Genomic DNA, 22,601 nt, shown 5'->3' with positions numbered 1-22,601 from the left:
CCGGCCGTCCCGGCCGTCCCGGCGGCGCCGTCGGCGCCCGCTCCGGCCCCCGAGCCGGTGGCCGAGCCGGCCCCCGCGCCCGTCCCCGACGCCTGGGTCGCCCCCCTCGACGGCGGCTCCTGCCCGCCCAGCCACCCGGTGAAGGCCAAGCTGGGCAGCGGCATCTTCCACCTCCCCGGGATGGCGATGTACGGCCGCACCCGGGCCGACCGCTGCTACTGCACCCCGGAGGCCGCCGAGGCCGACGGGCTGCGGCGGAGCATCCGCTGACGTGCGCTGGACCCGCGGGCGCCGCAGCTCCCACCTCGACGACCGCCGCGCCTCCTCGGGCGGCGGCTTCGGGGGGTTCGGCGGCTTCGGCGGGCTCGGCGGCGGCTTCGGCCGGGGCGGCGGGTTCGGCTACCGGCGCCGGCCGGGCGGCTTCGCCCTCGGCGGCGGCCGCCGCAGCTCGGTCGGCTGCCTGCCCATCGGCTGCGGGGGCGGGCTGCTCCTGCCGCTCGTGCTCGTCGTCGGGGTGTTCCTGCTGTTCGGCCGGGGCTGCCTGTTCGCCGGCGGCGGCGGGGGCTTCGGCGGGTTCGGGGACGTGTTCGGCGACCTGCCCCAGTTCAGCCCGGCCCCGCCCGGCGCCGGCGCCGGCGGCATCCCGTCCGGGGCCCCCGACCCCGAGGCCGAGCAGGTCGACTTCGTGTCGTTCGTGCTCGACGACCTCCAGGCGACCTGGGCCGACCGGTTCCAGGACGCGGGGCAGACCTACACGCCGGCCGACCTCGTGCTGTTCCGGCGGGCGACCAACACCTCGTGCGGGGCGGGCACGTCCGACACCGGGCCCTTCTACTGCCCCGCCGACCAGACCGTGTACCTCGACCTCGACTTCTTCGCCGAGCTGGTCGACCGGTTCGGCGCCCCCGGCGACTTCGCCCAGGCCTACGTGATCGCCCACGAGATCGGCCACCACGTCCAGAACCTCACCGGCGTGAGCGACGAGGTCCACAGCCGCCAGCAGCAGGACCCCGAGGACGCCAACGAGCTGTCCGTCCGCCTCGAGCTCCAGGCCGACTGCCTGGCCGGCGTGTGGGCCCACAGCACCTACGAGCGGGGCATCCTCGAGAGCGGCGACCTCGAGGAGGGCCTCACGGCGGCGGCGTCCATCGGCGACGACCGCATCCAGTCCCAGGCCGGCGCCGAGGTCAACCCCGAGACGTGGACCCACGGCTCGTCCGAGCAGCGCTCGACGTGGCTGCGGACCGGCTTCGACAGCGGCGACCCCGCCGACTGCGACACCTTCGACGTGAGCGAGGGCGACCTCTAGTCAGCCGGCGCTGATGGCGGACACGCTGATGATGCCGTCGGCGGCCCGCAGCGAGGCCTGCACGTCGGGCGGGACGGGCCCGCCGGTGGCGAGGACCATCATCGCCGACTCGCCGCCCGGCACCCGGCCGACGGCCATGTTGTCGATGTTCACACCGGCGTCGCCGAGGGCGGTGCCGACCACCCCGATGATCCCGGGCCGGTCGTCGTTGCGGACGACGAGCAGGTGGGGGGCGGGCGGCATGTCGATGCCGTGGTCGTCGATCATCACGATGCGGGGCTCGGACCGGAGCCCGGCGAGGGTGCCGGCGATGGCGTGGCGGTCGCCCCGGATTGCGACGAGGTTGACGTGGTCGCGGGCCGACGCCGTCGTCGAGTGGCGCACGTCGAGCCCCCGTTCGGCGGCGATGCGGGGCGCGTTCACGTAGGTCACCGGCTCGGCGCTCACCCGGCCGAACACGCCCTTCAGCACGGCGAGGGTGAGGATCCTCGTGTCCCGGCCGGCGATGCCGCCGAGGAACTCGACGCTCAGCAGGTCGGGCACGCCCTCGTTGAGGCCGGCGAACAGGTCGCCGAGCCGCTCGGCGAGGGGCAGGAACGGCCGCACGAGCTCGTCGGCCGCCGCCGCCTGCACGTTGACGGCGAGCGGCACGAACTCGCCGGCCAGGGCCAGCGCCACCTGCTCGGCCACCGTCTCGCCCGCCTTGTCCTGGGCCTCCCGGGTGCTGGCCCCGAGGTGGGGGGTGACCACCACGCCGTCCAACCCGAACAGCGGCGACGCCGTGGTCGGCTCCTCGGCGAACACGTCGAGGGCGGCGCCGGCCACCCGCCCCTCGCGGATGGCCTCGGCCAGCGCCTCCTCGTCGACGATCCCGCCCCTCGCCACGTTCACGATCCGGATCCCGGGCTTGGCCCTGGCCAGCAGGTCCTTGCCGATCAGCCCGACCGTCTCGGGCGTCTTGGCCACGTGGACGGTCACGACGTCGGCCACCCGCACCAGCTCGTCGAGGGTCACCATGTCGACGTTCAGCTGGCGGGCCCGCTCGGGCGCCACGAACGGGTCGTGGGCCACCACCCGCATGCCGAAGGCCTGGGCCCGCTGGGCCACCAGCCGGCCGATGTTGCCGAGCCCGACGATGCCGAGCACCTTGTCGTTGAGCTCCATGCCCTCCCAGCGGGCCCGCTCCCACCGCCCGGCCACGAGGGCGGCGTGGGCCTGGGGCACGTTGCGGGCCTGGGCGAGGAGCAGGGCCATCGTGTGCTCGGCGGCGGAGAGGAGGTTCGACTGCGGGGCGTTGACGACGATCACGCCCCGGCGGGTGGCCTCGTCCACGTCGACGTTGTCGAGCCCGATCCCGGCCCGGGCGACGACGACGAGGTCGGGCGCGGCGGCGAGCACCTCAGCCGTCACCTGCGTGGCCGACCGGACGAGCAGGGCGTGCGCCGTGCGCACCTCGGCCAGCAGGTCGGCCGGCGACAGGTCGAGGCGCTCGACCACGTCGTGCCCCTCGCCCCGGAGGCGGTCGAGCCCCCGGTCGGCGATCTTCTCCGTGACGAGCACCCGGGCCATGCCCACATCGTGGCCGTTCGCGGCGGTCCGGCCAACCTCCGCGGTCAGGCGGCGACGGCGACGACGAGCACGAGGGCGACGACGAGGGCCACGACGACCAGCCAGGCCAGGCGCTGGACCCCCGTGACCTGCGCCTGGCCCGGCCGGGGCCCCTCCCCCGGTCGCCCCATCCACTCGAAGCGCGGCGGGCCGTAGCCGCCGGCCGCACCGGCAGCTCGCCCGGCCCTCGGCGTGCGCTCCGTCACACCTTCAGAGAGCGCGCCGGCCCCGGGCAGATACCTGCAAAACGGGCGGATCAGCCGAGGAGGCCGGCCAGACGGCGGAGGCCCTCGGCCAGGTCGTCGTCGCCCAGCGCGAACGAGAACCGGCCGTAGCCGGGCGCGCCGAACGCCTCGCCGGGCACGAACGCCACCCCGACCTCGTCCAGCACCACCTCGGCCAGCTCGAGGGTGGTGCCCGCCCGCCGGCCGGACGGGCCGAGCGGCCGGTCGAGGGCGGCGCCCAGGTTGGGGAAGGCGTAGAACGCCCCCTGGGGCTCGACGCAGCCGATCCCCTCGATCGAGGTGAGCAGCCGGCGGATGCGCTCGCCCCTGCGGGCGAAGGCGGCCCGCATCTCGCGGACGCCGTCGAGCGGGCCGGCCACGGCGGCGAGCGCCGCCCGCTGGCTGACGTTGGCGACGTTGGACGTGGAGTGGGACTGGAGGTTGGTCGCCGCCCTCGTCACCCCGGGCGGGGCGATCAGCCAGCCGACCCGCCAGCCCGTCATCGCGTACGTCTTGGCCACGCCGTTCAGGACCACGCACCGGGAGGCGAGGTCCGGCACGGCGACCGGCATCGACGTGAACCGGTGGTCGCCGAAGGTCAGGTGCTCGTAGATCTCGTCGGTCACGACCCAGACGCCCCGCTCGACGGCCCACCGGCCGATGGCCTCGACCTCCTCGGGCGGGTACACGGCGCCCGTCGGGTTGGACGGCGACACGAACACGAGCACCTTGGTGCGCGGGCTCCACGCCCGCTCCAGCTGGTCGACGGTGGCCCGGAAGCCGGTCGACTCGTCCGTCTCGACCAGCACCGTCCTGCCCCCGGCGAGGGCGACCGGCTCGGGGTAGGTCGTCCAGTACGGGCTGGGCAGGAGGACCTCGTCGCCGGGGTCGAGCAGGGTGAGGAACGTCGTGTAGACGGCGTGCTTGCCGCCGTTGGTCACGAGCACCTGGTCGGGGCCGACCTCGTAGCCGGAGTCGCGTAGGGTCTTGGCGGCGATCGCCTCACGCAGCTCGGGCAGGCCGGCGGTCGGCGAGTAGCGGTGGTTCCTCGGGTCCCGGCAGGCGGCGGCGGCCGCCTCCACGACGTGCGGTGGGGTCGGGAAGTCGGGCTCGCCGGCCCCGAACCCGATGACCGGCACCCCGGCGGCCACGAGCGCCTTGGCCCTGGCGTCGACGGCCAGGGTCGCCGACTCGTGGATCCCCGCCACGGCGCGGGAGACCGGGCTGGTGGGGCGCTCGGGCATCCCGCGATAGTGGCAGACGTGCGCGACGACCTCCCCGCCCTCCGCATCCCCGGCGACCTGCTCCCCCGCGACGGCCGGTTCGGGTCGGGCCCGTCGAAGGTGCGGCCGGCCCAGGTCGACGCGCTGGTCGCCGCCGCCACCACCTACCTCGGCACCAGCCACCGCCAGTCGCCCGTGCGCTCGCGGATCGGCGCCCTGCGCCGGGGCCTGGCCGAGCTGTTCTCGCTGCCCGACGGCTGGGAGGTCCTGCTCGGCAACGGCGGCACCACCCTGTTCTGGGACGCGGCCACCTTCCGGCTGATCGAGCGGCGCAGCCAGCACCTGTCCTTCGGCCAGTTCTCGGCCACGTTCGCGGCCGTGGCCCGGCTGGCGCCCCACCTCGACGCGCCCGAGGTGGTCGAGGCCCCGGTCGGCACGGCCCCGTCGCCCCACGCCACCGACGGCGTCGACCTCTACGCGCTGACCCACAACGAGACCTCGACGGGGGTGGCCGTCACCCCGCGCCGGCCGGCCGGCGCGGACGGCCTCGTCGCGGTCGACGCCACGAGCGCGGCCGGTGCGCTGCGGTGGGACCCCGCCGAGGTCGACGTCTACTACTTCGCGCCCCAGAAGGCGCTCGCCTCGGACGGCGGCCTGTGGCTGGCCGCCTGCTCCCCCGCCGCCGTCGAGCGCATCGAGCGCCTCGCCACCGAGCGCTGGTCCCCCGCCATCCTCGACCTGCGCCTCGCCCTCGACAGCTCCCGCCGGGACGAGACCCTGAACACGCCGGCGCTGGCCACCGTGCTGCTCGCCGCCGAGCAGGTCGACTGGCTCAACGCCAACGGCGGGCTCGAGTGGGCGGCGGCGCGGTGCGAGCGCTCGGCGGCGACCGTCTACGGCTGGGCCGAGGAGCGCCCGTGGGCCCGCCCGTTCGTCGCCGACCCGGCCCACCGCAGCCCGGTGGTCGCCACCGTCGACCTCGACGACGACGTGCCGGCCCTCACCGTCGCCGGCGTGCTCCGGGCCAACGGCGTGGTCGACACCGAGCCCTACCGCAAGCTCGGCCGCAACCAGCTCCGCATCGCCATGTTCCCGGCGATCGACCCCGACGACGTCGCCGCCCTCACCCGCTGCGTCGACTGGGTCGTGGGGGCGCTGCCGGGGTGACCCTCTAGGGTTCGGCCATGCCGACCCGGGACGAGGTGGTGGCCCAGCTGACCGGCCCTGGGGGGCCATTCGAGGTGGTCGAGGAGGACGTGGGCGGCGTCCGGATGAAGGTGTACCGGGAGCGGATGCGGTCGCTCCGGGAGGTCGCCGCGCTGGCCAGGGGCTACGGCGACCGGGAGTTCCTCGTCCACGGCGACCGGCGGCTCACCTATGCCGAGGCCCTCGACACGGTCGACGCCGTGTCCGCCGCGCTGCGCGACCGGTTCGGCGTGCGCCCGGGCGACCGGGTCGCCGTGCTCTCGGCCAACAACCCGGAGTGGTGCCTCACGTTCTGGGCGACGGTCAACCTCGGCGCCGTGCTCGTCGGACTCAACGGCTGGTGGAAGGCCGACGAGGTCGTCTACGGGCTCCAGGACTCCGGCGCCGTCGTGCTCGTGGCCGATCGCGACCGCTTCGCCCGCGTCGCCGACCGGCTCGGCGAGGCCCCCGCGCTGCGGGCGGTGTTCCTGGTCGACGGCGAGCCGCCGGCCGGCGACGACCGCGTCCACCGCTTCGCCGAGCTCGCCGCCGGCCCGGCGCCCGGCCCGCCGACCGAGCCGATCGGCGAGGACGACCCGGCCGTCATCTTCTACACGAGCGGGACCACCGGCCGGCCGAAGGGGGCGATCTCCACCCACCGGAGCATGATCGCCAACCTCCAGAACACGGTGTTCCTCACGCTCGTCAACGGGATGCTCTCCGGCGGCGACGGCGGCGGCCTGCCCACCGCGTCGCTGCTCACCTCGCCCCTGTTCCACGTGTCCGGCTGCCACTCCGGGCTCGTGGTCGGCACGCTGGCCGGCATCAAGCTGGTCATGCCGGTCGGGCGCTTCGACCCGGAGAAGGCGCTGCGGCTCATCCAGGACGAGCGGATCACGGTGTGGGCGACGGTCCCGACCATGGTGTGGCGGGTGTGCGAGCACCCGGCCGGCAGGGAGTACGACACGTCGACGGTCACCACCGTGGCCTTCGGGGGGTCGCCGTCGGCCGACGAGCTCCAGCGCAAGGTGCGGGCGACGTTCCCGAACGTCCGGACCACGAGCAACGCCTACGGGCTGACCGAGTCGTCCTCGGTGGCGACCGTCATCTCCGGGCAGGACGCGCTCGAGCGCCCGGCGTCGGTGGGCCGGCCGCTCCCGGTCGTCGACGTCCGCATCGCCGGGCCCGACGGGGAGCCGCTGCCGCCGGGGCGGACGGGCGAGGTGCTCATCAGGGGCCCGATCGTCATGCCCGGCTACTGGGGCAAGCCGGAGGCGACGGCGGCCACCGTCCGCGACGGCTGGCTCCACACCGGCGACCTCGGCCACCTCGACGGGGACGGGTTCCTCTACATCACCGACCGGGCCAAGGACATGATCATCAGGGGCGGCGAGAACGTCTACTGCGTCGAGATCGAGAACCGCCTCGTCGAGCACCCGGCCGTGGCCGACGCGGCCGTCGTCGGCGTGCCCCACCCCGAGCTCGGCGAGGAGGTCAAGGCGATCGTCCAGGTCGAGCCGGGGGCCGCGCTCACCGAGGGCGAGGTGCGGGACTGGGTGCGGGCGACGCTCGCCGACTTCAAGGTCCCGGCCCACGTCGAGCTCCGGGACGCGCCCCTGCCCCGCAACGCGTCCGGGAAGCTGCTGAAGGACGTGCTGCGGGGCAGGGGTCAGGTCAGCTTCGCCGAGACGATGTAGCGCCCCGGCGGCCGGCCGCCGCTAGAAGCGCGTGAACAACAGGTCGTTGTTCGGCGTCTGCGGCGTCTGGGTGACGATGTTCTTGGTCGTCCTCCGGAAGATGGCGTTGCGGACCTGCGCCGGCGTGGCCGTCGGGTTGGTCTGGAGGAACTGGGCGGCCACGCCGGCCGTGTGCGGGGTCGCCATCGACGTGCCGCTGATGCGGTTGCTGGCGTTGGCGCCGCCGATCCAGGCCGACGTGATGTTGACGCCGGGGGCGAACCAGTCGATGCAGGTGCCGTAGTTCGAGAACGACGCCGCCCGGTCCTGGATGTCGCTCGCGCCGATCGTCATCGCCTCGCCCACGCGGGCCGGCGACTGCGTGCAGGCGTCGAGCGGGAAGCCGAAGAACGGGTCGCCGTTGCCGGCCGCGATCGCGTAGGACACGCCGTCGGCGATCGAGTTGCGGACGGCCTGGTCGAGCACGTTGTCGGCCGAGCCACCGAGGCTCATGTTGGCGACGGCCGGCTCGCCGGGGTCGTGGTCGCCGGTGACCCAGTCGATGCCGGCGACGACCTGGGCGGTCGTGCCCGACCCGCCGCAGTCGAGGACGCGCACGGCCTTGATCGTCACGTTCTTGGCCACCCCGTACGTCGTGCCGCCGATGGTGCCGGCGACGTGGGTGCCGTGGCCGTGGCAGTCGTCGGCGGCGCCGCCGTCGATGGCGTCGAACCCGCTCGAGGCCCGGCCGCCGAAGTCGTTGTGGCCGGTGAACACGCCGGTGTCGATGACGTAGGCGGTGACGCCCGTGCCGTCGCTGTTCCACCGGTAGCGGTCGTTGAGCGGCAGGGCCTGCTGGTCGATGCGGTCGAGGCCCCAGCTCGGCGGGTTGGCCTGCTGCCCGCTGACCCGGAAGGTGTGGCTGGCCGACACCGAGGCGACGGCCGGGTCGGCCCGGAGGGCGGCCAGGCTGGCGTCGGGCACGACGGCGGCGTAGCCGTTCACCGCGTGCGAGTACGTGTAGCGCACCTCGGCGCCGAAGCGCCGGGCATGGTCGGCGGCGACGTCGGCCGACCGGGCCGAGGGCGCCCCCTTCAGCACGACGATCCACTCCGAGCCCCGGGCGGCGGCCGAGGCCGGCGCCGACGGTGCGAGGAGCAGCAGGGTGGCGGCGACGGCGAGCGTCGCCATGACGGCGACGGCGCGGGCCGTCGTGCGGCGGGCGGGGGCGGGGCGGGGCATCGTTCTCCTGGTGGCCGACGACGAGGGGCCCGCCGCTCGAGTGCGGCGGGCCCCGGATCGTACGTCAGTCGGCACCCGTCGTGACGGGTGCGTCATCGAGCGTCAGAGGTTGGTGAAGAGCAGGTCGTTGTTGGCCGAGCTCGTGCCCGTGACGATGTCCTTCGTGGTCAGCCCGGCGATGCCGGCCGCGACCTGCGCGGGAGTGGCCGTCGGGTTCACCTGGAGGTAGAGGGCGGCGACGCCCGCGGTGTGCGGCGAGGCCATCGAGGTGCCGCTCATCGTGGCGCTCGAGTTCGGCAGCAGGATGCCGGCCGACACGATGTCCACGCCGGGGGCGAACCAGTCGACGCAGGCCCCGTTGTTCGACCACGAGGCGGCGCGGTCGTTGCGGTCCGAGGCGCCGATCGTCATCGCCTCGCCCACCCGGGCCGGGGAGACGGTGCAGGAGTCGACCGGGTTGCCGAAGTCGTCGCCGTTGCCGGCGGCGACGGCGTAGGCGACGCCGTCGGCGATCGAGTTGCGCACGGCGGTGTCGAGGGCGGCGTTGGCCCCGCCGCCGAGGCTCATGTTGGCCACGGCGCGCTCACCGGGGTCGTGGTCCCGCGTCACCCAGTCGACGCCGGCGATCACGCCGGAGGTCGACCCGGTGCCGGCGCAGCTGAGCACCCGCACGGCGACGAGGCGCACGCCCTTGGCGACGCCGTACTTCGTGCCGCCCACGGTGCCGGCCACGTGGGTGCCGTGCCCGTGGCAGTCCTCGGCGTTGCCGCCGGGGATGACGGCGTCGTAGCCGGTGACGGCCCGGCCGCCGAAGTCGCTGTGGGCCTTGTAGATGCCGGTGTCGATGATGTAGGCGTTCACGCCCGACCCGGTGGCGGTGTGGGTGTACGCGCCGTTGAGCGGCAGGGACCGCTGGTCGATGCGGTCGAGGCCCCAGCTCGGCGGGTTGGTCTGGGTGGTGCTGACCCTGACCGGCGTGTCGGGGGCGACGAAGGCCACGGCGGGGTCGTTGCGCAGCGCGCTCAGCGCCGCGTTCGGCACGACGGCGGCGTAGCCGTTCAGGGCGGCCGAGTACGTGTTCGTCACCTGGAGGCCGAACCGGCGGGCGTGGTCGGCGGCGACGTCGGCCGACCGGGCCGAGGGGGCGCCGTCCAGGACGACGATCCACCGCGACGCGGCCGGGGCCGAGCTCGCCGGGGAGGCGGTGGCGAACAGGGCGGCGGCCAGCGCGACCGCGGCGATCAGCAGGACGGCGAGCCGGCGCAGCGGACGCCGGCCGGCGCGGGAGTCGGGCATGGAGGGTCTCCTCGTCGTTGAGGGGGGGTGTGACCAATGTTACAGGTACCCGCCGCGATCGACACCTGAACGTCACAAACTTGTTTCAGAGACGCGACGAGGGGCCGGCCGCTGGGGCCGGCCCCTCGAGAGCCGCTTCCGGTCGGGCGTCGCCCGATCAGAGGTTCGTGAACAGCAGGTCGTTGTTGGGGGTGTCGGGGTCGTTGATGATGTTCTTGGTCGTCAGGTTGAACAGCGCGCTGCGCACCGTCGACGGCGACGCCGACGGGTTGCTCTGCAGGTACTGGGCGGCCACGCCGGCCGTGTGCGGCGAGGCCATCGAGGTGCCGCTGATCGTGTTGCTCGCCGTGCTGCTGCCGATCCACGCCGAGGTGATGTTCACGCCGGGGGCGAACCAGTCGACGCAGGTGCCCCAGTTGGTGAACGAGGCGTAGCGGTCGCTGCTGTCGCTGGCGGCGACGGTGATGGCGGCGCTCACCCGGGCGGGCGAGTAGTTGCAGGCGTTCGCCGCGCTGTTGCCGGCGGCGACGACGACGGTCACGCCGTCGCTGATGGCCCGGCTGACGGCCGCGTCGATCGTGCTGTTGGCCGAGCCGCCGAGGCTCATGTTGGCGACGGCGGGGGCGCCGGCGGTGTGGTTGCCGGTGACCCAGTCGAGGCCGGCCACGATCTGGGCGGTCGTGCCGCTGCCCTGGCAGTTGAGGACCCGGACGGCGACGAGCCGGACCTGCTTGGCGACGCCGTAGGTGTTGCCGCCCACCGTGCCGGCCACGTGGGTGCCGTGGCCGTGGCAGTCGTCGGCGGTGCCGCCGTCGATGGCGTCGTAGCCGCTGACGGCCCGCCCGGGAGAGAAGTCGCTGTGGCCGAAGTTGATGCCGGTGTCGACGATGTAGGCGGTCACGCCCGACCCGGTCCGCGTGTAGGTGTACGACCCCGACAGCGGAAGGCTCCGCTGGTCGATCCGGTCGAGGCCCCACGACGGCGGGTTGAACTGCGTGGTCTGGATCCGGAACGTGGCGTCGCGCTCGACGTAGGCGACGGCCGGGTCCTTGCGGAGCTGGGCGACCCGGGCGTCGGAGATCGAGGCGGCGTAGCCGTTCAGGGCGTGGGAGTAGGTGAACTTCACGTCCACGCCGTAGCGGGCCGCGTGATCGGCGGCGACGCTGGCGGAGCGGGCGCTCGGCTCACCCTTCAGCACGACGATGTAGTCGTGCCGGGCGGTGCCGGCCGAGGCCGAGGGGGAGAGGGCGGCGAACATGGTCGCCACCACGGCCAGCACGGTCAGGGCGGCGGCGAGGGCCCGCCGCCCCTCGAGGGGACGGTGCATCGATCCTCCACGTTGAGGGGTTGGAGAGGGAGGGGATGTGCTGCCTGGTTCCGCCTGGTGGTTCCCGCCCGGAACCACCACCACCCGCATGGCTGATCTCACTGTATGTCACATTGTGACGGCAAACACAAGACCGTGGCGCCGAAAAGTTTCGGCGCCACGGTCCCGATGTGTCAGAAGTTGGTGAACAGCAGGTCGTTGTTGGCGGTCCGGCTGTCGGGGATGGCGTCCTTGGTCGTGAGCGACCGCAGGGCCGACTCCACCTGGGCCGGCGAGGCCGACGGGCTGGTCTGCAGGTAGAGGGCGGCGACCCCCGCCGTGTGGGGCGAGGCCATCGACGTGCCGCTGATGGTCTTCGACGCCGTGGTGCTGCCCTTCCACGCCGAGGTGATGTTCACGCCGGGCGCGTACCAGTCGACGCACGAGCCGAAGTTCGTGAACGACGCCGGCCGGTCGCTGATGTCGCTCGCCGCGATCGTCAGCGCGGAGGGGGTGCGGGCCGGCGACTGGGTGCAGGCGTCGGCCGTGCTGTTGCCGGCGGCGACGGCGAAGGTCACGCCGTCGGCGACGGCCCGGGCGACGGCGTCGTCGACCGCGCTGTTGGCGGCCCCGCCGAGGCTCATGTTGGCGACGGCCGGCGCGCCGGCCGCGTGGTTGCCGGCGACCCAGTCGATGCCGGCGATGACGCCGCTCCAGGAGCCGCTGCCCGAGCAGTTCAGGACCCGGACGGCGACGAGCCGGACGCTCTTGGCCACGCCGTAGCGGGTGCCGCCGACGGTGCCGGACACGTGGCTGCCGTGCCCGTTGCAGTCCGTGCCGTCGCCGCCGAAGGCGTCGAAGCCGAACACGGCCCGGCCGCCGAAGTCGGTGTGCGCGTAGTTGATGCCGGTGTCGAGGAGGTAGGCGGTGACGCCGGCGCCCGTCGAGGTGTACGTGTACGACGAGCTGAGCGGCAGGGTCCGCTGGTCGATGCGGTCGAGCCCCCACGACGGCGGGTTCGACTGGGTGGTCGTGGCGTACGCGGTGCCGTCACGCACGACGGCGGCGACGGCCGGGTCCCGGCGGAGCTGGGCGATCCGGGCGTCGGGGACGACGGCGGCGTAGCCGTTCAGCGCGTGCGCGTACGTGTAGCGCACCTCGGCGCCGTAGCGGGCCGCGTGCTGCGAGGCGACGGCGGCCGACCGGGCGCTGGGCTCGCCCTTCAGGACGACGATCCAGGCCGAACGGCCGGTCGACGCCGCTGACGCCGGCGAGGTGCCGGAGGCGAGGAACGTGCCCACCACGAGGGCGAGCAGGGCGACGAGCGCGGCGAGGGACCGCCGACGCCGGGGCATCTTGAACATGCGTCCTCCGATGGAGGTTGAGGGAGGGTGGAGGTACCGCCTCGGTGATCTCGGCGCCGCCCCGCCGGTCACCACCGCCCGCATGGCACCAGTCACGGTATGCCACCGCGTGACGGATGCCACACGCGGATTTTCAGAAGTTCGTGAACAGCAGGTCGTTGTTCGGGAGCGTGGAGGGCTGGACGACGTCCTTGGTCGTCGCTGCCCGGATGGCCGACTGCACGGTCGCCGGGCTGGCCGTCGGGTGGCCCTGGAGGTACTGCGCGGCGACGCCGGTCGTGTGGGCCGCCGACATCGAGCTCCCGCTCAGGGTCGCCGTCCCGCCGTTGAGCCAGGTCGACGTGATGCTGACGCCAGGCGCGTACCAGTCGACGCAGGTGCCGGTGTTGGTCGACGAGCTGGCCCGGTCCTGCTGGTCGGTGGCGCCGGTGGTCATGGCCGCCGTCACACGCGCCGGGGAGAAGTTGCAGGCGTCGCTGGCGCTGCCGCCGGCGGCGACGGAGACCGACACGCCGTCGGAGATCACCCGCCGGACGGCGTCGTCCATCGTCGTGCTGGCCGGCCCGCCGAGGCTCAGGTTGGCCACCGCCGGCGCACCGGCCGCGTGGTTGCCGACGATCCAGTCGAGGCCGGCGACGACCTGCGAGGTCGATCCGCTGCCCTGGCAGTTGAGGACCCGGACGGCGACCAGCCGGACCTGCTTGGCCACCCCCCACGAGGCCGTTCCGACGGTCCCGGCGATGTGGGTGCCGTGGCCGTTGCAGTCGTCGGCCGTGCCGCCGTCGACGGCGTCGTAGCCGCTCACCGCCCGGCCGCCGAACTGCGGGTGGCCGAAGGCGATGCCGGTGTCGACGACGTACGCCGTGACCCCCGAGCCGGTCGAGACCCAGAAGCTGTACGTGCCGTCGAGGGGCAGGTAGCGCTGGTCGATGCGGTCGAGGTTCCACGGCACCGCCGTGCGGGCCCCGGTGGCGCGGACGACGCCGTCCCGCTCCACCGACGCCACGGCCGGGTCGCGGCGGAGCTCGGCCAGCCGGCCGACGGGGACCGACGCCGCGTAGCCGGCCACCGCGTGCCGGTAGACGAAGCGCACCTGCGCGCCGTAGCGGGCGGCATGGTCGGCGGCCGTCGCCCCCGACGTCGCCGTGCCGGTCCGCAACCGGACGATGACGTCCTGGCGGGCGCCGGCGGCGGCGGGGGCGGGAGCGGCCGTCAGCAGCCCGGCGACGAGGAGGGTGGCTGCGAGCCCCGCGAGCCGCGGGGCCGACGCCAGGCGTCGGAGCATGAGCACCTGCCTTCCTGGCCGGCGGTCGCCCCGCCGGTCCGCCGTGATCCTGCCCGCGCGCGGAGCACTCTACTGCGCGCCCCGCGTGGTTGTCACGAGACCAGCAGGGTCACGTCCGCGCCGGCCGGGTCGCCGTCGTAGACCAGCTCGCCGTCGCGGATGCCGAGGCACCGCGCCGCCCGGCCGGTGAAGGCGAGGTGATGGGTGGACACGATCACGCCGGCCCCGCCGGCCGCCGCCTCCTCGACCAGGCCGACGAGCGCCTCCCGGCCCGGCTCGTCCAGCCCGACGAAGGGCTCGTCCACCAGCAGGACCGAGAACGGGCGGACGAAGCCGACGGCGATCGCCGCCTTCTGGCGCAGGCCCCGGCTGAACCGGGACGGGAGGTCGTCGACCCGGCCGGACAGGCCGAGGCGGGCCACGAGGTCGCGGGCCCGCCCCTCCCAGTCCTCCACGCCGTGCAGCCGGGCGACGTACTCGAGGTGCTCCCACACGCTGAGGTCGTCGTAGAGCACCGGCGTGTCGGGGAGGAACGAGGTGGCCGCCCTGGCCGCCGGCGAGCCGACCGGCTCCCCCACCACCCTCGCCCGGCCCTCGCTCGGCTCGAGCAGCCCGGCGCACATGCGCAGCAGGGTCGTCTTGCCCGACCCGTTCGGGCCGACCAGCACAGCCAGGGTCCCGGCCCGGAGGTCGAGGCTGACCGGGGCGACGGCCAGGTCGTCGCCGTAGCTGCGGGACAGCCCCCGCAGCTGGAGCACCTTCTCGGTCATCCGGTCTGGGCCTCCATGAGCGCGGCGAACGAGCGGCGGCGGCCGTCGTCGGCGATCCTGACCCGCAGCCAGACGACGGCGGGGGCGGCGAGCAGCAGGGCGCCGAGCCCGCCGAAGCCGGCGGCCGCGGCCGGGGCCGTCCCGAGGCCGGCCGCCCCCCTGGCCAGCAGCACCGGGGCGGTGACGGCGGCGACCGCCAGCGCCGGCGGCCAGGCGATGCGGAGGACGACGAGGCTGCCGAGCATCTCCGGCTGGGCGACGGCCAGCGCCGACGGGTCGCCCTCCTGGCCGCCGAGGACGACGGTGGCGGCGGCGGCCACGGCGACGGCCACCGCGCCGGGCACGAGCGCCGGCCCGGCCACCTCGGCCACCGTCACCGGCGACCCGCCGACCGTCGCCACACCCGCGGCGACGGCGCCGGCCACGGCCATGACGAGCGAGGGCACGACCAGGTGCCAGAGCGAGAGCACGCCGACGGGGACGGGGAAGGTCGCCGTCAGCCCCGGGTGGTCGGCCTCCTGGGCCAGCGCCTCGACGGCGTCGAGGCCGGCGGCGTAGAGGGCGAGCCCGGCCACGACGACGAGCGGGGTCGTCCCCGACCACGCGCCGCGGACGGCGAGGCCGGCGACGGCGGCGAGCAGGACGACGCGGACGAGGCGGACCCCGGGCCAGCGGACCAGGCCCTGGAGGCCGCGCCGGCACACCGGGAGCCGGCCGCCGAGGCTCGGCACGGGCGCCCAGGGCCGGCGGCGGGGACGCTCCTGGAGGAGCTGGCGGCGGAGCACGACCGCCGTCCGCACGTCCTGGAGGGTGACGGCGAAGCGGAGCTGGCGGACGAGGTTGGTGCGGCGGGCGGCCGCCTCGAGCGACGTGCGGCCGACGAGGAGGAGGCCGAGGGCGAGGGGCACGGCGCCGACGGCGACCGCCCCGGCCCCGGCCCACGACTCGACCAACGGGGCCAGCGCCAGCCGGCCGGCCAGCGAGAACGGCGAGGTGTCGGGCCCGACCACGTCGGCTAACGCCCACCCGAGGCAGCCGGCGACGACGGCGCCGGCGCCCACCGGGTGCAGCCGGGCGCCGGACACGACGAGGGCCACGCCGACGGCGCCGGCCGCGGTGACCACGCCGGTCGCCGCGCCGGCCGCGGCCCAGGCGGCGGCCTCGCCCGGCAGCCGGTGCGAGGCCACCTCGCCGGCGACGGCGCCGACCACCGCGCCGGCGAAGGCGGCGAAGCGGGCCAGGCGGACGGCCTGCCGGCGCAGCACGGCGCCCCGGTCGACCGGCGCCATCAGCACGTGGTGGACGTCGGGGGCCGACAGCGACAGCGGCCCGCCGACCCGGCCCGACCGCGCCCCGGCGGCCAGGGCGAGGGCCACGACGAGGCCGACGACGGCCGGCCCGTCGGCCCGCACCGACGCGAGGCCCGTCCCCCGCACCTCGGCGTCGCCGACCACCGAGGAGGCCACGACGACCGCGATCCCGCTCCCGATCGCCGTCAGGTAGGCGCGGTAGAGCGCGTCGATCCAGTGGACCTCCTCGACGCGGTGGCGGCGGCGGGCGGCCCGCAGGTCGCGCACGGCGGCAGCCGGGACAGCCATGGGCGCCACCCTAGGAGCCGTCCGCGTCGCGCTCGGGCGCGGTTCCGGGCCAAGATGGGGCCGCCGTGCTCCGCCGACGCCACCACCACAGCAAGCCGCCTCGTCCGACGCGGCGGGCATCGGAGTTCGCCGACGCGGCCGCCCGCCTCGGCCTCCAGTTCACGGTGGTCGACCACTTCCACCTCGACCGGCTGCCGTTCGCCTTCCTGCGGGTGCACGAGGTCCGCCAGGTCGGCAACACCGCCTGGGGCACGGTCGGGGGGATGAGCGTGTGGGCCTTCGACGTGTGGCTGCGCCGGCGCCTGGGCGGCGCCCCCGACCTCACCTGCGTCGCCACCGTCGTCACCGCCGGCTTCCCCGGCCTCGCCGTGGTCGGCACCGAGGCGACCCCGGGCACCGACGCGCTGGAGGACATCGGCTACCGGCCGGTCGCCGCGCCCGGCGCCCTCGCCGACCGCTTCGACGTGTTCTCGGTGGACCAGGAGTTCGCCGCCGACTTCCTCCGCCCCGAGATGGCCGCCTGGCTGGCCGAGGGCGACGGGCACGACCGCTACGAGACGGCCGGGCCCTACCTGCTCATGGCCGTGCCGCCGGCGCCGGGCGAGGACCTCGCCGGCCTGCTCGACCACCTCCAGGACTTCCGGGGCCACCTCGCCCCCGGCCTCGCCGCCCGCTACCCGCCCCAGGCGAGCGCCGGCGGCGACCACCGCCGCTAGCCGCCGCTCACGTCCTGGGGCCTCGCCCGGCCGGCGGCGATCCAGGGCATCATCCGGCGCAGGTCGGCGCCCACGCGCTCGATCGGGTGCTCCCGCCCGGCCGCCCGCAGCTCCTCGAAGCGGGCCCTGCCGGCCCGGCTCTCGGCCAGCCACTCCTCGGCGAACGCGCCGCTGCGGACCTCGTCGAGGACCCGGCGCATCTCGGCCCGCACCCGGTCGTCCACGATGCGCGGCCCCCGCGTGAGGTCGCCGTACTCGGCCGTGTCGGAGATCGAGTACCGCATCCCCGACAGGCCGCCCTCGTAGAGCAGGTCGACGATCAGCTTCAGCTCGTGGAGGCACTCGAAGTAGGCCGACTCCGGCTGGTAGCCGGCGTCGACGAGCGTCTCGAACCCGGCCTGCACGAGCGCGGTCAGCCCGCCGCACAGCACGACCTGCTCGCCGAACAGGTCGGTCTCGGTCTCCTCCTCGAACGTGGTGCGCAGCACGCCGGCCCTCGTGGCCCCGATGGCGTCGGCGTAGGCGAGGCCGAGGGCGTCGGCCCGCCCGGAGGCGTCCTGGGCGACGGCCAGCAGCGCCGGCACCCCGCCGCCCTCGGTGTAGGTCCGGCGCACGAGGTGGCCCGGCCCCTTCGGGGCGACCATGGCGACGTCGACGCCGGGCGGCGGGGCGATGCAGCCGAACCGCACGTTGAACCCGTGGGCGAAGAACAGGGCGTCGCCCTCGCCGAGGTGGGGCGCGATCGACTCGGCGAACACCGAGGCCTGCTCGGTGTCGGGCAGCAGGAGGACGACGAGGTCGGCCTCGGCGGCGGCGTCGGCCACCGGGAGGACGGTGAGCCCCTCGGCCTCGGCCTTGGGCCGCGACGACGACCCCTCCCGCAGCCCGACCCGCACGTCCACGCCCGAGTCCCGCAGGTTCAGCGCGTGGGCGTGGCCCTGGGACCCGTAGCCGACGACCGCCACCCGGCGGCCGTCGAGGAAGGACCGGTCGGCGTCCCGCTCGTACAGCACCTGGGCGCTCACGCCGTCCTCCCCTGCACGCGGCGCATCCTGGACGGGGCGGTGCGCTCCAGCCGGGGCAGGGCCACCCGGCCGGTCCGCTGGAGCTCGACGATGCCGTACGGGCGCAACAGGTCCTCCACGTGGTCGACGGTCTCGGGGGTGCCCTCGACGGACACGGTCATGGCCTCGAAGCCCACGTCGAGGATGCGGCCGCCGAAGACCTGGACGAGCTCGATGATCTGGCTCCGCCCGGCCGGCTCGGCCCGCACGGTGGCGAGCAGCAGCTCCCGCTCGACGGCCGCGTCGTGGGCCAGCTCGCTGATCTTCACGACGTGGATCAGCTTGAACAGCTGCTTCACGATCTGCTCGAGCGGGGCCGACTCGACGTCGACGACGATCGTGATCCGGCTGAAGCGGGGGTCGTCGGTCGGCGCCACGGCCAGGGACTCGATGTTGTAGCCCCGCCGGGAGAAGAGGCCGGCGACGTGGGCGAGCACGCCGGCCTTGTTCTCCACGAGCACGACCAGGGTGTGGTGCTGGGGCCCGCTCACCAGCCCCCCTCCCCGGCCGCCGGGTCGGTCACGATGTCGTCGTTCGAGTGGCCGGCCGGCACCATCGGGTACACCTTCTCCCTGCTGTCGGTGCGGAAGTCGACGACCACCGGCCGGTCGTCGACCGAGTTGGCCTTCTCGATGGCCGGCAGCACCTCCTCGGGGGACTCCACCCGCAGGCCGACACAGCCCATGGCCTCGGCCCAGAGCTTGTAGTCGGGCAGGTCGGGCGACAGGTACACCTCGCTGTAGCGCTCGTCGTAGAACATCTCCTGCCACTGGCGGACCATCCCCAGGTAGGCGTTGTTGAGGATGGCGATCTTCACGGGGATGCGCTCGGAGCGGGCCGTCACCAGCTCCTGGGCGGTCATCTGGAAGCAGCCGTCGCCGTCGACGGCCCACACCGTGCGGTCGGGGCGGCCGACCTTGGCGCCGATGGCGGCGGGGACGGCGAAGCCCATCGTCCCGAGGCCGCCGGACGTGACGAAGGAGTAGGGCTCGGTGCAGCGCCAGTACTGGCTGGCCCACATCTGGTGCTGGCCGACGCCGGTGGCGAGGATCGTGCCGTCCGGTGCGGCGTCCCGCAGCTGCTCGAGCACGAACTGGGGCTTCAGGGCGTCGCCCGGCTCCGACGGCGTGTACGAGAGCGGGTGCTCGCGCTGCCAGGCCCGCACCCGGGCGACCCACGGGGCCCGGTCGGCCTGCCCGCCGGCCCGCTCGGCCGCGGCCCGGACGGCCCTCACCAGGTCCTCGATGACGAGCCGGCAGTCGCCGACGATGGGCACGTCGGGCCGGCGCACCTTGCCGAGCTCGGCCGGGTCCACGTCCACGTGGACGACCTTGGCCTCCGGCGCGAACGCCGACACCTTGCCGGTCACCCGGTCGTCGAAGCGGCTGCCCAGGGCGACGAGCAGGTCGGCCCGCTGCATGGCGGTGACGGCGGTGTAGTTGCCGTGCATGCCCGGCATGCCGAGGGCGAGCGGGTGGTCGTCGGGGAAGGCGCCCCTCGCCATGAGGGTGGTGACGACCGGGATGCCGGTCAGCTCGACGAGCTCGCGGAGCGCGTCGGCCGCCCTGGCCTTGAGGATGCCGCCACCGGCGTAGATCACCGGCCGCTCGGCCCGCACGATCAGCTCGGCCGCCTCCTTCACCTTCTTCGGGTGGCCCTTCGTCGTCGGGCGGTAGCCGGGCAGCCCGGCGCTCACCTCGTCCTCGGTCGGCCAGTACCAGTCCATCGCCGAGCGGGGGTTGCGGGGGTCCACGACGTCCTTCGGGATGTCGAGCAGCACCGGGCCGGGACGGCCCGTCGTGGCGATGTGGAACGCCTCCCGCACGGCCCGGGGGATGTCCTCGGCCGAGGTGACGAGCTCGTTGTGCTTGGTGACCGAGCGGGTGATGCCGGTCGTGTCGCACTCCTGGAAGGCGTCGGTGCCGACCGCCGACAGCGGCACCTGGCCGGTGATCACGACCATCGGGATGGAGTCCATGTACGCGTCGCAGAGCGGGGTGACGACGTTGGTGGCCGCCGGCCCGCTCGTCACCATGGCCACGCCGGGCCGCCCGGTGGCGTGGGCGTAGCCCTCGGCCATGTGCCCGGCGCCCTGCTCGTGGCGCACGAGGATGTGGCGGAGGGGCGAGTCGATGAGCGGGTCGTACACGGGGAGGATGGCGCCGCCGGGGAGGCCGAACACGACCTCCACGCCTTCCAGCTCGAGGCTGCGGATGAGGGCCTGGCCCCCGTTGAGGACCTCGGACGTTGGCATGGGCTCGCTTCCTGGGACGGGTCCGAAAACTGCAACGACCTCCCGTCTGGGAGGTCGGCGGTGCGCACGCGGGCGTGGAGGGCTGGCGTGCGCTACGGAATGGCTACGAGGAGGGCTCGGCGGGACATGGCGGCGGCATGGTCGCACACCGGGGGCGGCGCGGCAAGGCGACCCGGGACGATGCGCCCCAGAGGGACAGACGCTAATGGACCAGCAACGTTGCGCGTTCGGGTCGGCACGGCGTGCGTTGACGTTCGGGACGGTCGCGAAGTACCTTGGCCGGCCGGGGATCCGTCCGAGGGGGACGGCGTGGCGGTTGAGGCGGGAACATCGTGCCGATCGTGTCCGCCGTCGTGGAGACGGCAACCACCGGGCTGAGGGGCTACGTCGTCGTCGACTCGCTGGTCGGCGGCCGGGCGATGGGCGGGACGAGGATGACGCCGACGGTGTCGCCGCGCGAGCTCGCCGGCCTCGCCCGGCAGATGACCCTGAAGCTGGCGCTCGCCGGCCTGCCCATCGGCGGGGCCAAGGCCGGCATCGTCGCCGCCCACACCACCGGCAGCCAGCGTGAGGCCCAGGTCCGCAGCTTCGGCCGGGCCGTCGCCCCGTTGCTGCACGGCGGCGTCTACCTCGGCACCGACCAGGGCGTGACCTACAGCGACCGGGCGGCGATGTTCGACGCCGCCGGGTACCGCATCGAGTCCACCGACCCGGGCCGGCGCCTGCCGTGCACCTGGGCCGACCTCTGGGACCGCTGCGCCGGGGTGACCGGGCACGGCGTGGCCGAGGCGGCCATGGTCGCCGTCGAGCAGCTGGGCCTCGCCGCCGGCCGGCCGCCCCGGGTCGCCATCCAGGGCTTCGGCACGGTCGGCCGGGGCACCGCCAAGCGGCTCGCCGCCGCCGGCTACCGCATCGTGGGCGTGGCCGACCACCTCGGCACGCTCTCCGCCCCGGGCGGCCTCCCCCTCGACACGATCCTCGCCGCCACCGACAAGGCCGGCACGATCGACCGCTCGCTCGTCCCCCGCGACGTCCTGCGGTCGAGCGCGCCCGACGCCTGGCTCGACGTGGACGCCGACGTGCTCGTCCTCGCCGCCGTCGGCCACGCCGTGCGGGCCGACAACGTCGCCAGGGTGCGGGCCGCGGTCGTCGTCGAGGGGGCCAACGAGCCCTGCACCGACGAGGCCATCGCCGCGCTCGCCGTCCTCGGCGTGCCCGTCGTCCCCGGCATCGTCGCCAACTGCGGCGGCGCCATGGTCACCGGCCTCGTCCTCACCGGCGGCGTGCCCGCCACCGACGAGGCCGCCCTCCTGTGCGCGTGGCTCCACGACCGGGTGGCCACCCACGTGCGCGGCGTGCTCCTGGACCTGTTCGAGGTGTCCAGGGGCGACGGGCGGTCCCTGCCCGACCTCGCCGTCCACATGGCCGAGGAGCGGGCCATCGCGGCCACCGCCGGGCCGGGCGCCACCCCGACCACCGAGCCGGCCGAGCCGGCCACCCTCACGTCACTGTCCACCGTTCCGACGACGCCGTCCATCTGAGGAGGGACCCACCCCGATGACCATCGACCAGGCCCGCAAGCCGACCGTCCGGACCATCCGCGACGAGAACGAGGAGCACCTCGCTCCCAACCTCGACCACGCCCCCGTCGGCAAGCCGTCGGACCGGTTGTCCGACCCGCAGCCGCCGGAGCTGTCCCCGGACGCGTTCCTCGACGAGCTGACGAACCACGTCGTCACCTCCGCGGCCGCCAACATCGGCCCGTTCTACGAGCGGCTGATCGCGGGCCAGCTGTCCCTCGAGCAGGTCCAGGAGTGGGTGAAGCAGTGGTACATCGACGCGAGGACGTTCCCGTCGGTGATCGCCCAGATCTGCGCCAACTGCACCTACTTCTACGACGCCCGCCAGTTCATGGGCGCCAACCTGGCCGAGGAGCTGGGCGAGTTCGACCCCGCCCGCGAGCACCCGGTCACCGTCCGCCAGCTGGCGAGGGCCCTCGGCGTGACCGACGAGGAGCTCGAGTTCGCCGAGCCGTTCCCCGAGACCCTGCTCTACGTCGAGTACCGCCAGCACCTCGTGCGCGACTACCACTGGCTGGAGGCCCTGGCCGCCGGCAGCTTCGCCATCGAGGTCACCATCCCGGGCCGCTTCCGCAAGGTCGCCGCGACCCTGCGCGAGCAGTTCGACCTCGACGACGTCGCCCTCGAGGTGTTCCGCATCCACGCCGGCGACGAGCGGCTCGAGAACGACTACGGCGGCGACGACAAGCACGCCGGCGAGGCCGTCAACCTGCTGAAGAAGTACGCGGTCACCGCCGAGATGCAGCAGCGGGTGCGGCTTGCCGTCTGGCGCTCCATCGAGGCTCGTAAGGTGTACCAGTGGGGCCTGTTCAGGGAGATCGTCCTGAAGCGGGATCCGGCCTGGTCGCAGCTGATCGCCACGCCGGGCAAGGTCGCCGTCGGCTGAGGCCGCGGACCGAGG

The 22,601-nt window shown here is 74.7% G+C and carries 20 protein-coding genes; 7 read left to right on the top strand and 13 right to left on the bottom strand.

Annotated features, from left to right (window positions below; genetic code table 11):
• Together VGB14_18250 and VGB14_18245 are read left to right on the top strand one after the other, a co-directional pair.
• Positions 1-270: hypothetical protein (locus VGB14_18250; protein HEX9994873.1), on the top strand; the 270-nt coding region annotated here is incomplete at its 5' end.
• Position 271: 1 nt separating this feature from the next.
• A complete protein-coding gene (locus VGB14_18245) occupies positions 272-1,309 on the top strand; it encodes a neutral zinc metallopeptidase (protein HEX9994872.1) in 1,038 nt (345 codons plus the stop codon).
• Here the strand turns inward: VGB14_18245 and serA are convergent, their stop codons facing one another.
• From serA to VGB14_18230, 3 genes are all read right to left on the bottom strand, one after another.
• On the bottom strand, positions 1,310-2,878 hold the full coding sequence (gene serA, locus VGB14_18240) for a phosphoglycerate dehydrogenase (protein ID HEX9994871.1): 1,569 nt from the start codon (positions 2,876-2,878) through the stop codon (positions 1,310-1,312).
• A gap of 44 nt (positions 2,879-2,922) precedes the next feature.
• Entirely contained in the window at positions 2,923-3,048 is a 126-nt protein-coding gene (locus VGB14_18235) for a hypothetical protein (GenBank protein ID HEX9994870.1), read from the bottom strand.
• Positions 3,049-3,173: 125 nt separating this feature from the next.
• The gene (locus tag VGB14_18230) at positions 3,174-4,385 is read right to left on the bottom strand and encodes a pyridoxal phosphate-dependent aminotransferase (GenBank protein ID HEX9994869.1); all 1,212 of its coding nucleotides are present in this window, start codon (positions 4,383-4,385) and stop codon (positions 3,174-3,176) included.
• Between the two features lie 18 nt (positions 4,386-4,403).
• On the opposite strand from VGB14_18230, the gene serC reads away from it, so the two are divergent.
• Complete coding sequence (gene serC, locus VGB14_18225; protein HEX9994868.1) at positions 4,404-5,531, top strand: phosphoserine transaminase; 1,128 nt, start codon at positions 4,404-4,406, stop codon at positions 5,529-5,531.
• Positions 5,532-5,548: 17 nt separating this feature from the next.
• Positions 5,549-7,246 carry a class I adenylate-forming enzyme family protein gene (locus VGB14_18220; GenBank protein HEX9994867.1) on the top strand — a complete coding sequence of 566 codons (1,698 nt, stop codon included), beginning with the start codon at positions 5,549-5,551 and terminating at the stop codon, positions 7,244-7,246.
• Positions 7,247-7,267: 21 nt separating this feature from the next.
• Here the strand turns inward: VGB14_18220 and VGB14_18215 are convergent, their stop codons facing one another.
• The 7 genes from VGB14_18215 to VGB14_18185 form a co-directional block, all read right to left on the bottom strand.
• The gene (locus VGB14_18215) at positions 7,268-8,467 is read right to left on the bottom strand and encodes a S8 family peptidase (protein HEX9994866.1); all 1,200 of its coding nucleotides are present in this window, start codon (positions 8,465-8,467) and stop codon (positions 7,268-7,270) included.
• Positions 8,468-8,569: 102 nt separating this feature from the next.
• The gene (locus VGB14_18210; protein ID HEX9994865.1) at positions 8,570-9,763 is read right to left on the bottom strand and encodes a S8 family serine peptidase; all 1,194 of its coding nucleotides are present in this window, start codon (positions 9,761-9,763) and stop codon (positions 8,570-8,572) included.
• A 157-nt stretch (positions 9,764-9,920) separates the two neighbouring features.
• On the bottom strand, positions 9,921-11,090 hold the full coding sequence (locus VGB14_18205) for a S8 family peptidase (GenBank protein ID HEX9994864.1): 1,170 nt from the start codon (positions 11,088-11,090) through the stop codon (positions 9,921-9,923).
• Between the two features lie 173 nt (positions 11,091-11,263).
• The gene (locus tag VGB14_18200; protein HEX9994863.1) at positions 11,264-12,433 is read right to left on the bottom strand and encodes a S8 family peptidase; all 1,170 of its coding nucleotides are present in this window, start codon (positions 12,431-12,433) and stop codon (positions 11,264-11,266) included.
• A 133-nt stretch (positions 12,434-12,566) separates the two neighbouring features.
• Complete coding sequence (locus VGB14_18195; GenBank protein ID HEX9994862.1) at positions 12,567-13,718, bottom strand: S8 family serine peptidase; 1,152 nt, start codon at positions 13,716-13,718, stop codon at positions 12,567-12,569.
• Positions 13,719-13,810: 92 nt separating this feature from the next.
• Positions 13,811-14,488, bottom strand: coding sequence for an ABC transporter ATP-binding protein (locus VGB14_18190; GenBank protein HEX9994861.1), 678 nt, complete (start codon positions 14,486-14,488; stop codon positions 13,811-13,813).
• Positions 14,485-16,086, bottom strand: coding sequence for a hypothetical protein (locus VGB14_18185; protein ID HEX9994860.1), 1,602 nt, complete (start codon positions 16,084-16,086; stop codon positions 14,485-14,487). Before VGB14_18185 ends, VGB14_18190 begins: the two co-directional genes overlap by 4 nt.
• A 65-nt stretch (positions 16,087-16,151) precedes the next feature.
• On the opposite strand from VGB14_18185, the gene VGB14_18180 reads away from it, so the two are divergent.
• Positions 16,152-16,802 carry a hypothetical protein gene (locus VGB14_18180; GenBank protein ID HEX9994859.1) on the top strand — a complete coding sequence of 217 codons (651 nt, stop codon included), beginning with the start codon at positions 16,152-16,154 and terminating at the stop codon, positions 16,800-16,802.
• On the opposite strand, the gene ilvC is transcribed toward VGB14_18180, so the two are convergent.
• From ilvC to ilvB, 3 genes are read right to left on the bottom strand one after another with little or no spacing between them, the layout of a single operon-like run.
• Positions 16,799-17,827 (bottom strand): ketol-acid reductoisomerase, encoded by a 1,029-nt coding sequence (ilvC, locus tag VGB14_18175; protein HEX9994858.1) that lies wholly within the window; start codon positions 17,825-17,827, stop codon positions 16,799-16,801. The genes VGB14_18180 and ilvC overlap by 4 nt on opposite strands.
• On the bottom strand, positions 17,824-18,357 hold the full coding sequence (gene ilvN / locus VGB14_18170) for an acetolactate synthase small subunit (protein ID HEX9994857.1): 534 nt from the start codon (positions 18,355-18,357) through the stop codon (positions 17,824-17,826). The genes ilvC and ilvN overlap by 4 nt, the downstream gene beginning before the upstream one ends.
• Positions 18,354-20,120, bottom strand: coding sequence for a biosynthetic-type acetolactate synthase large subunit (ilvB, locus tag VGB14_18165; GenBank protein HEX9994856.1), 1,767 nt, complete (start codon positions 20,118-20,120; stop codon positions 18,354-18,356). Before ilvB ends, ilvN begins: the two co-directional genes overlap by 4 nt.
• Positions 20,121-20,452: 332 nt before the next feature.
• On the opposite strand from ilvB, the gene VGB14_18160 reads away from it, so the two are divergent.
• Positions 20,453-21,661, top strand: a complete 1,209-nt coding sequence (locus VGB14_18160) for a Glu/Leu/Phe/Val dehydrogenase dimerization domain-containing protein (GenBank protein ID HEX9994855.1) — start codon at positions 20,453-20,455, stop codon at positions 21,659-21,661.
• Positions 21,662-21,677: 16 nt separating this feature from the next.
• Positions 21,678-22,586 carry an iron-containing redox enzyme family protein gene (locus tag VGB14_18155; GenBank protein ID HEX9994854.1) on the top strand — a complete coding sequence of 303 codons (909 nt, stop codon included), beginning with the start codon at positions 21,678-21,680 and terminating at the stop codon, positions 22,584-22,586.
• Positions 22,587-22,601: the final 15 nt, after the last annotated feature.

The sequence above is a fragment of the Acidimicrobiales bacterium genome (assembly GCA_036399815.1).
Taxonomy (GTDB): Bacteria; Actinomycetota; Acidimicrobiia; order Acidimicrobiales; family DASWMK01; genus DASWMK01.
Note: the sequence above shows the minus strand (reverse complement) of the source record. Positions and strands in the feature narration are given on the sequence as shown.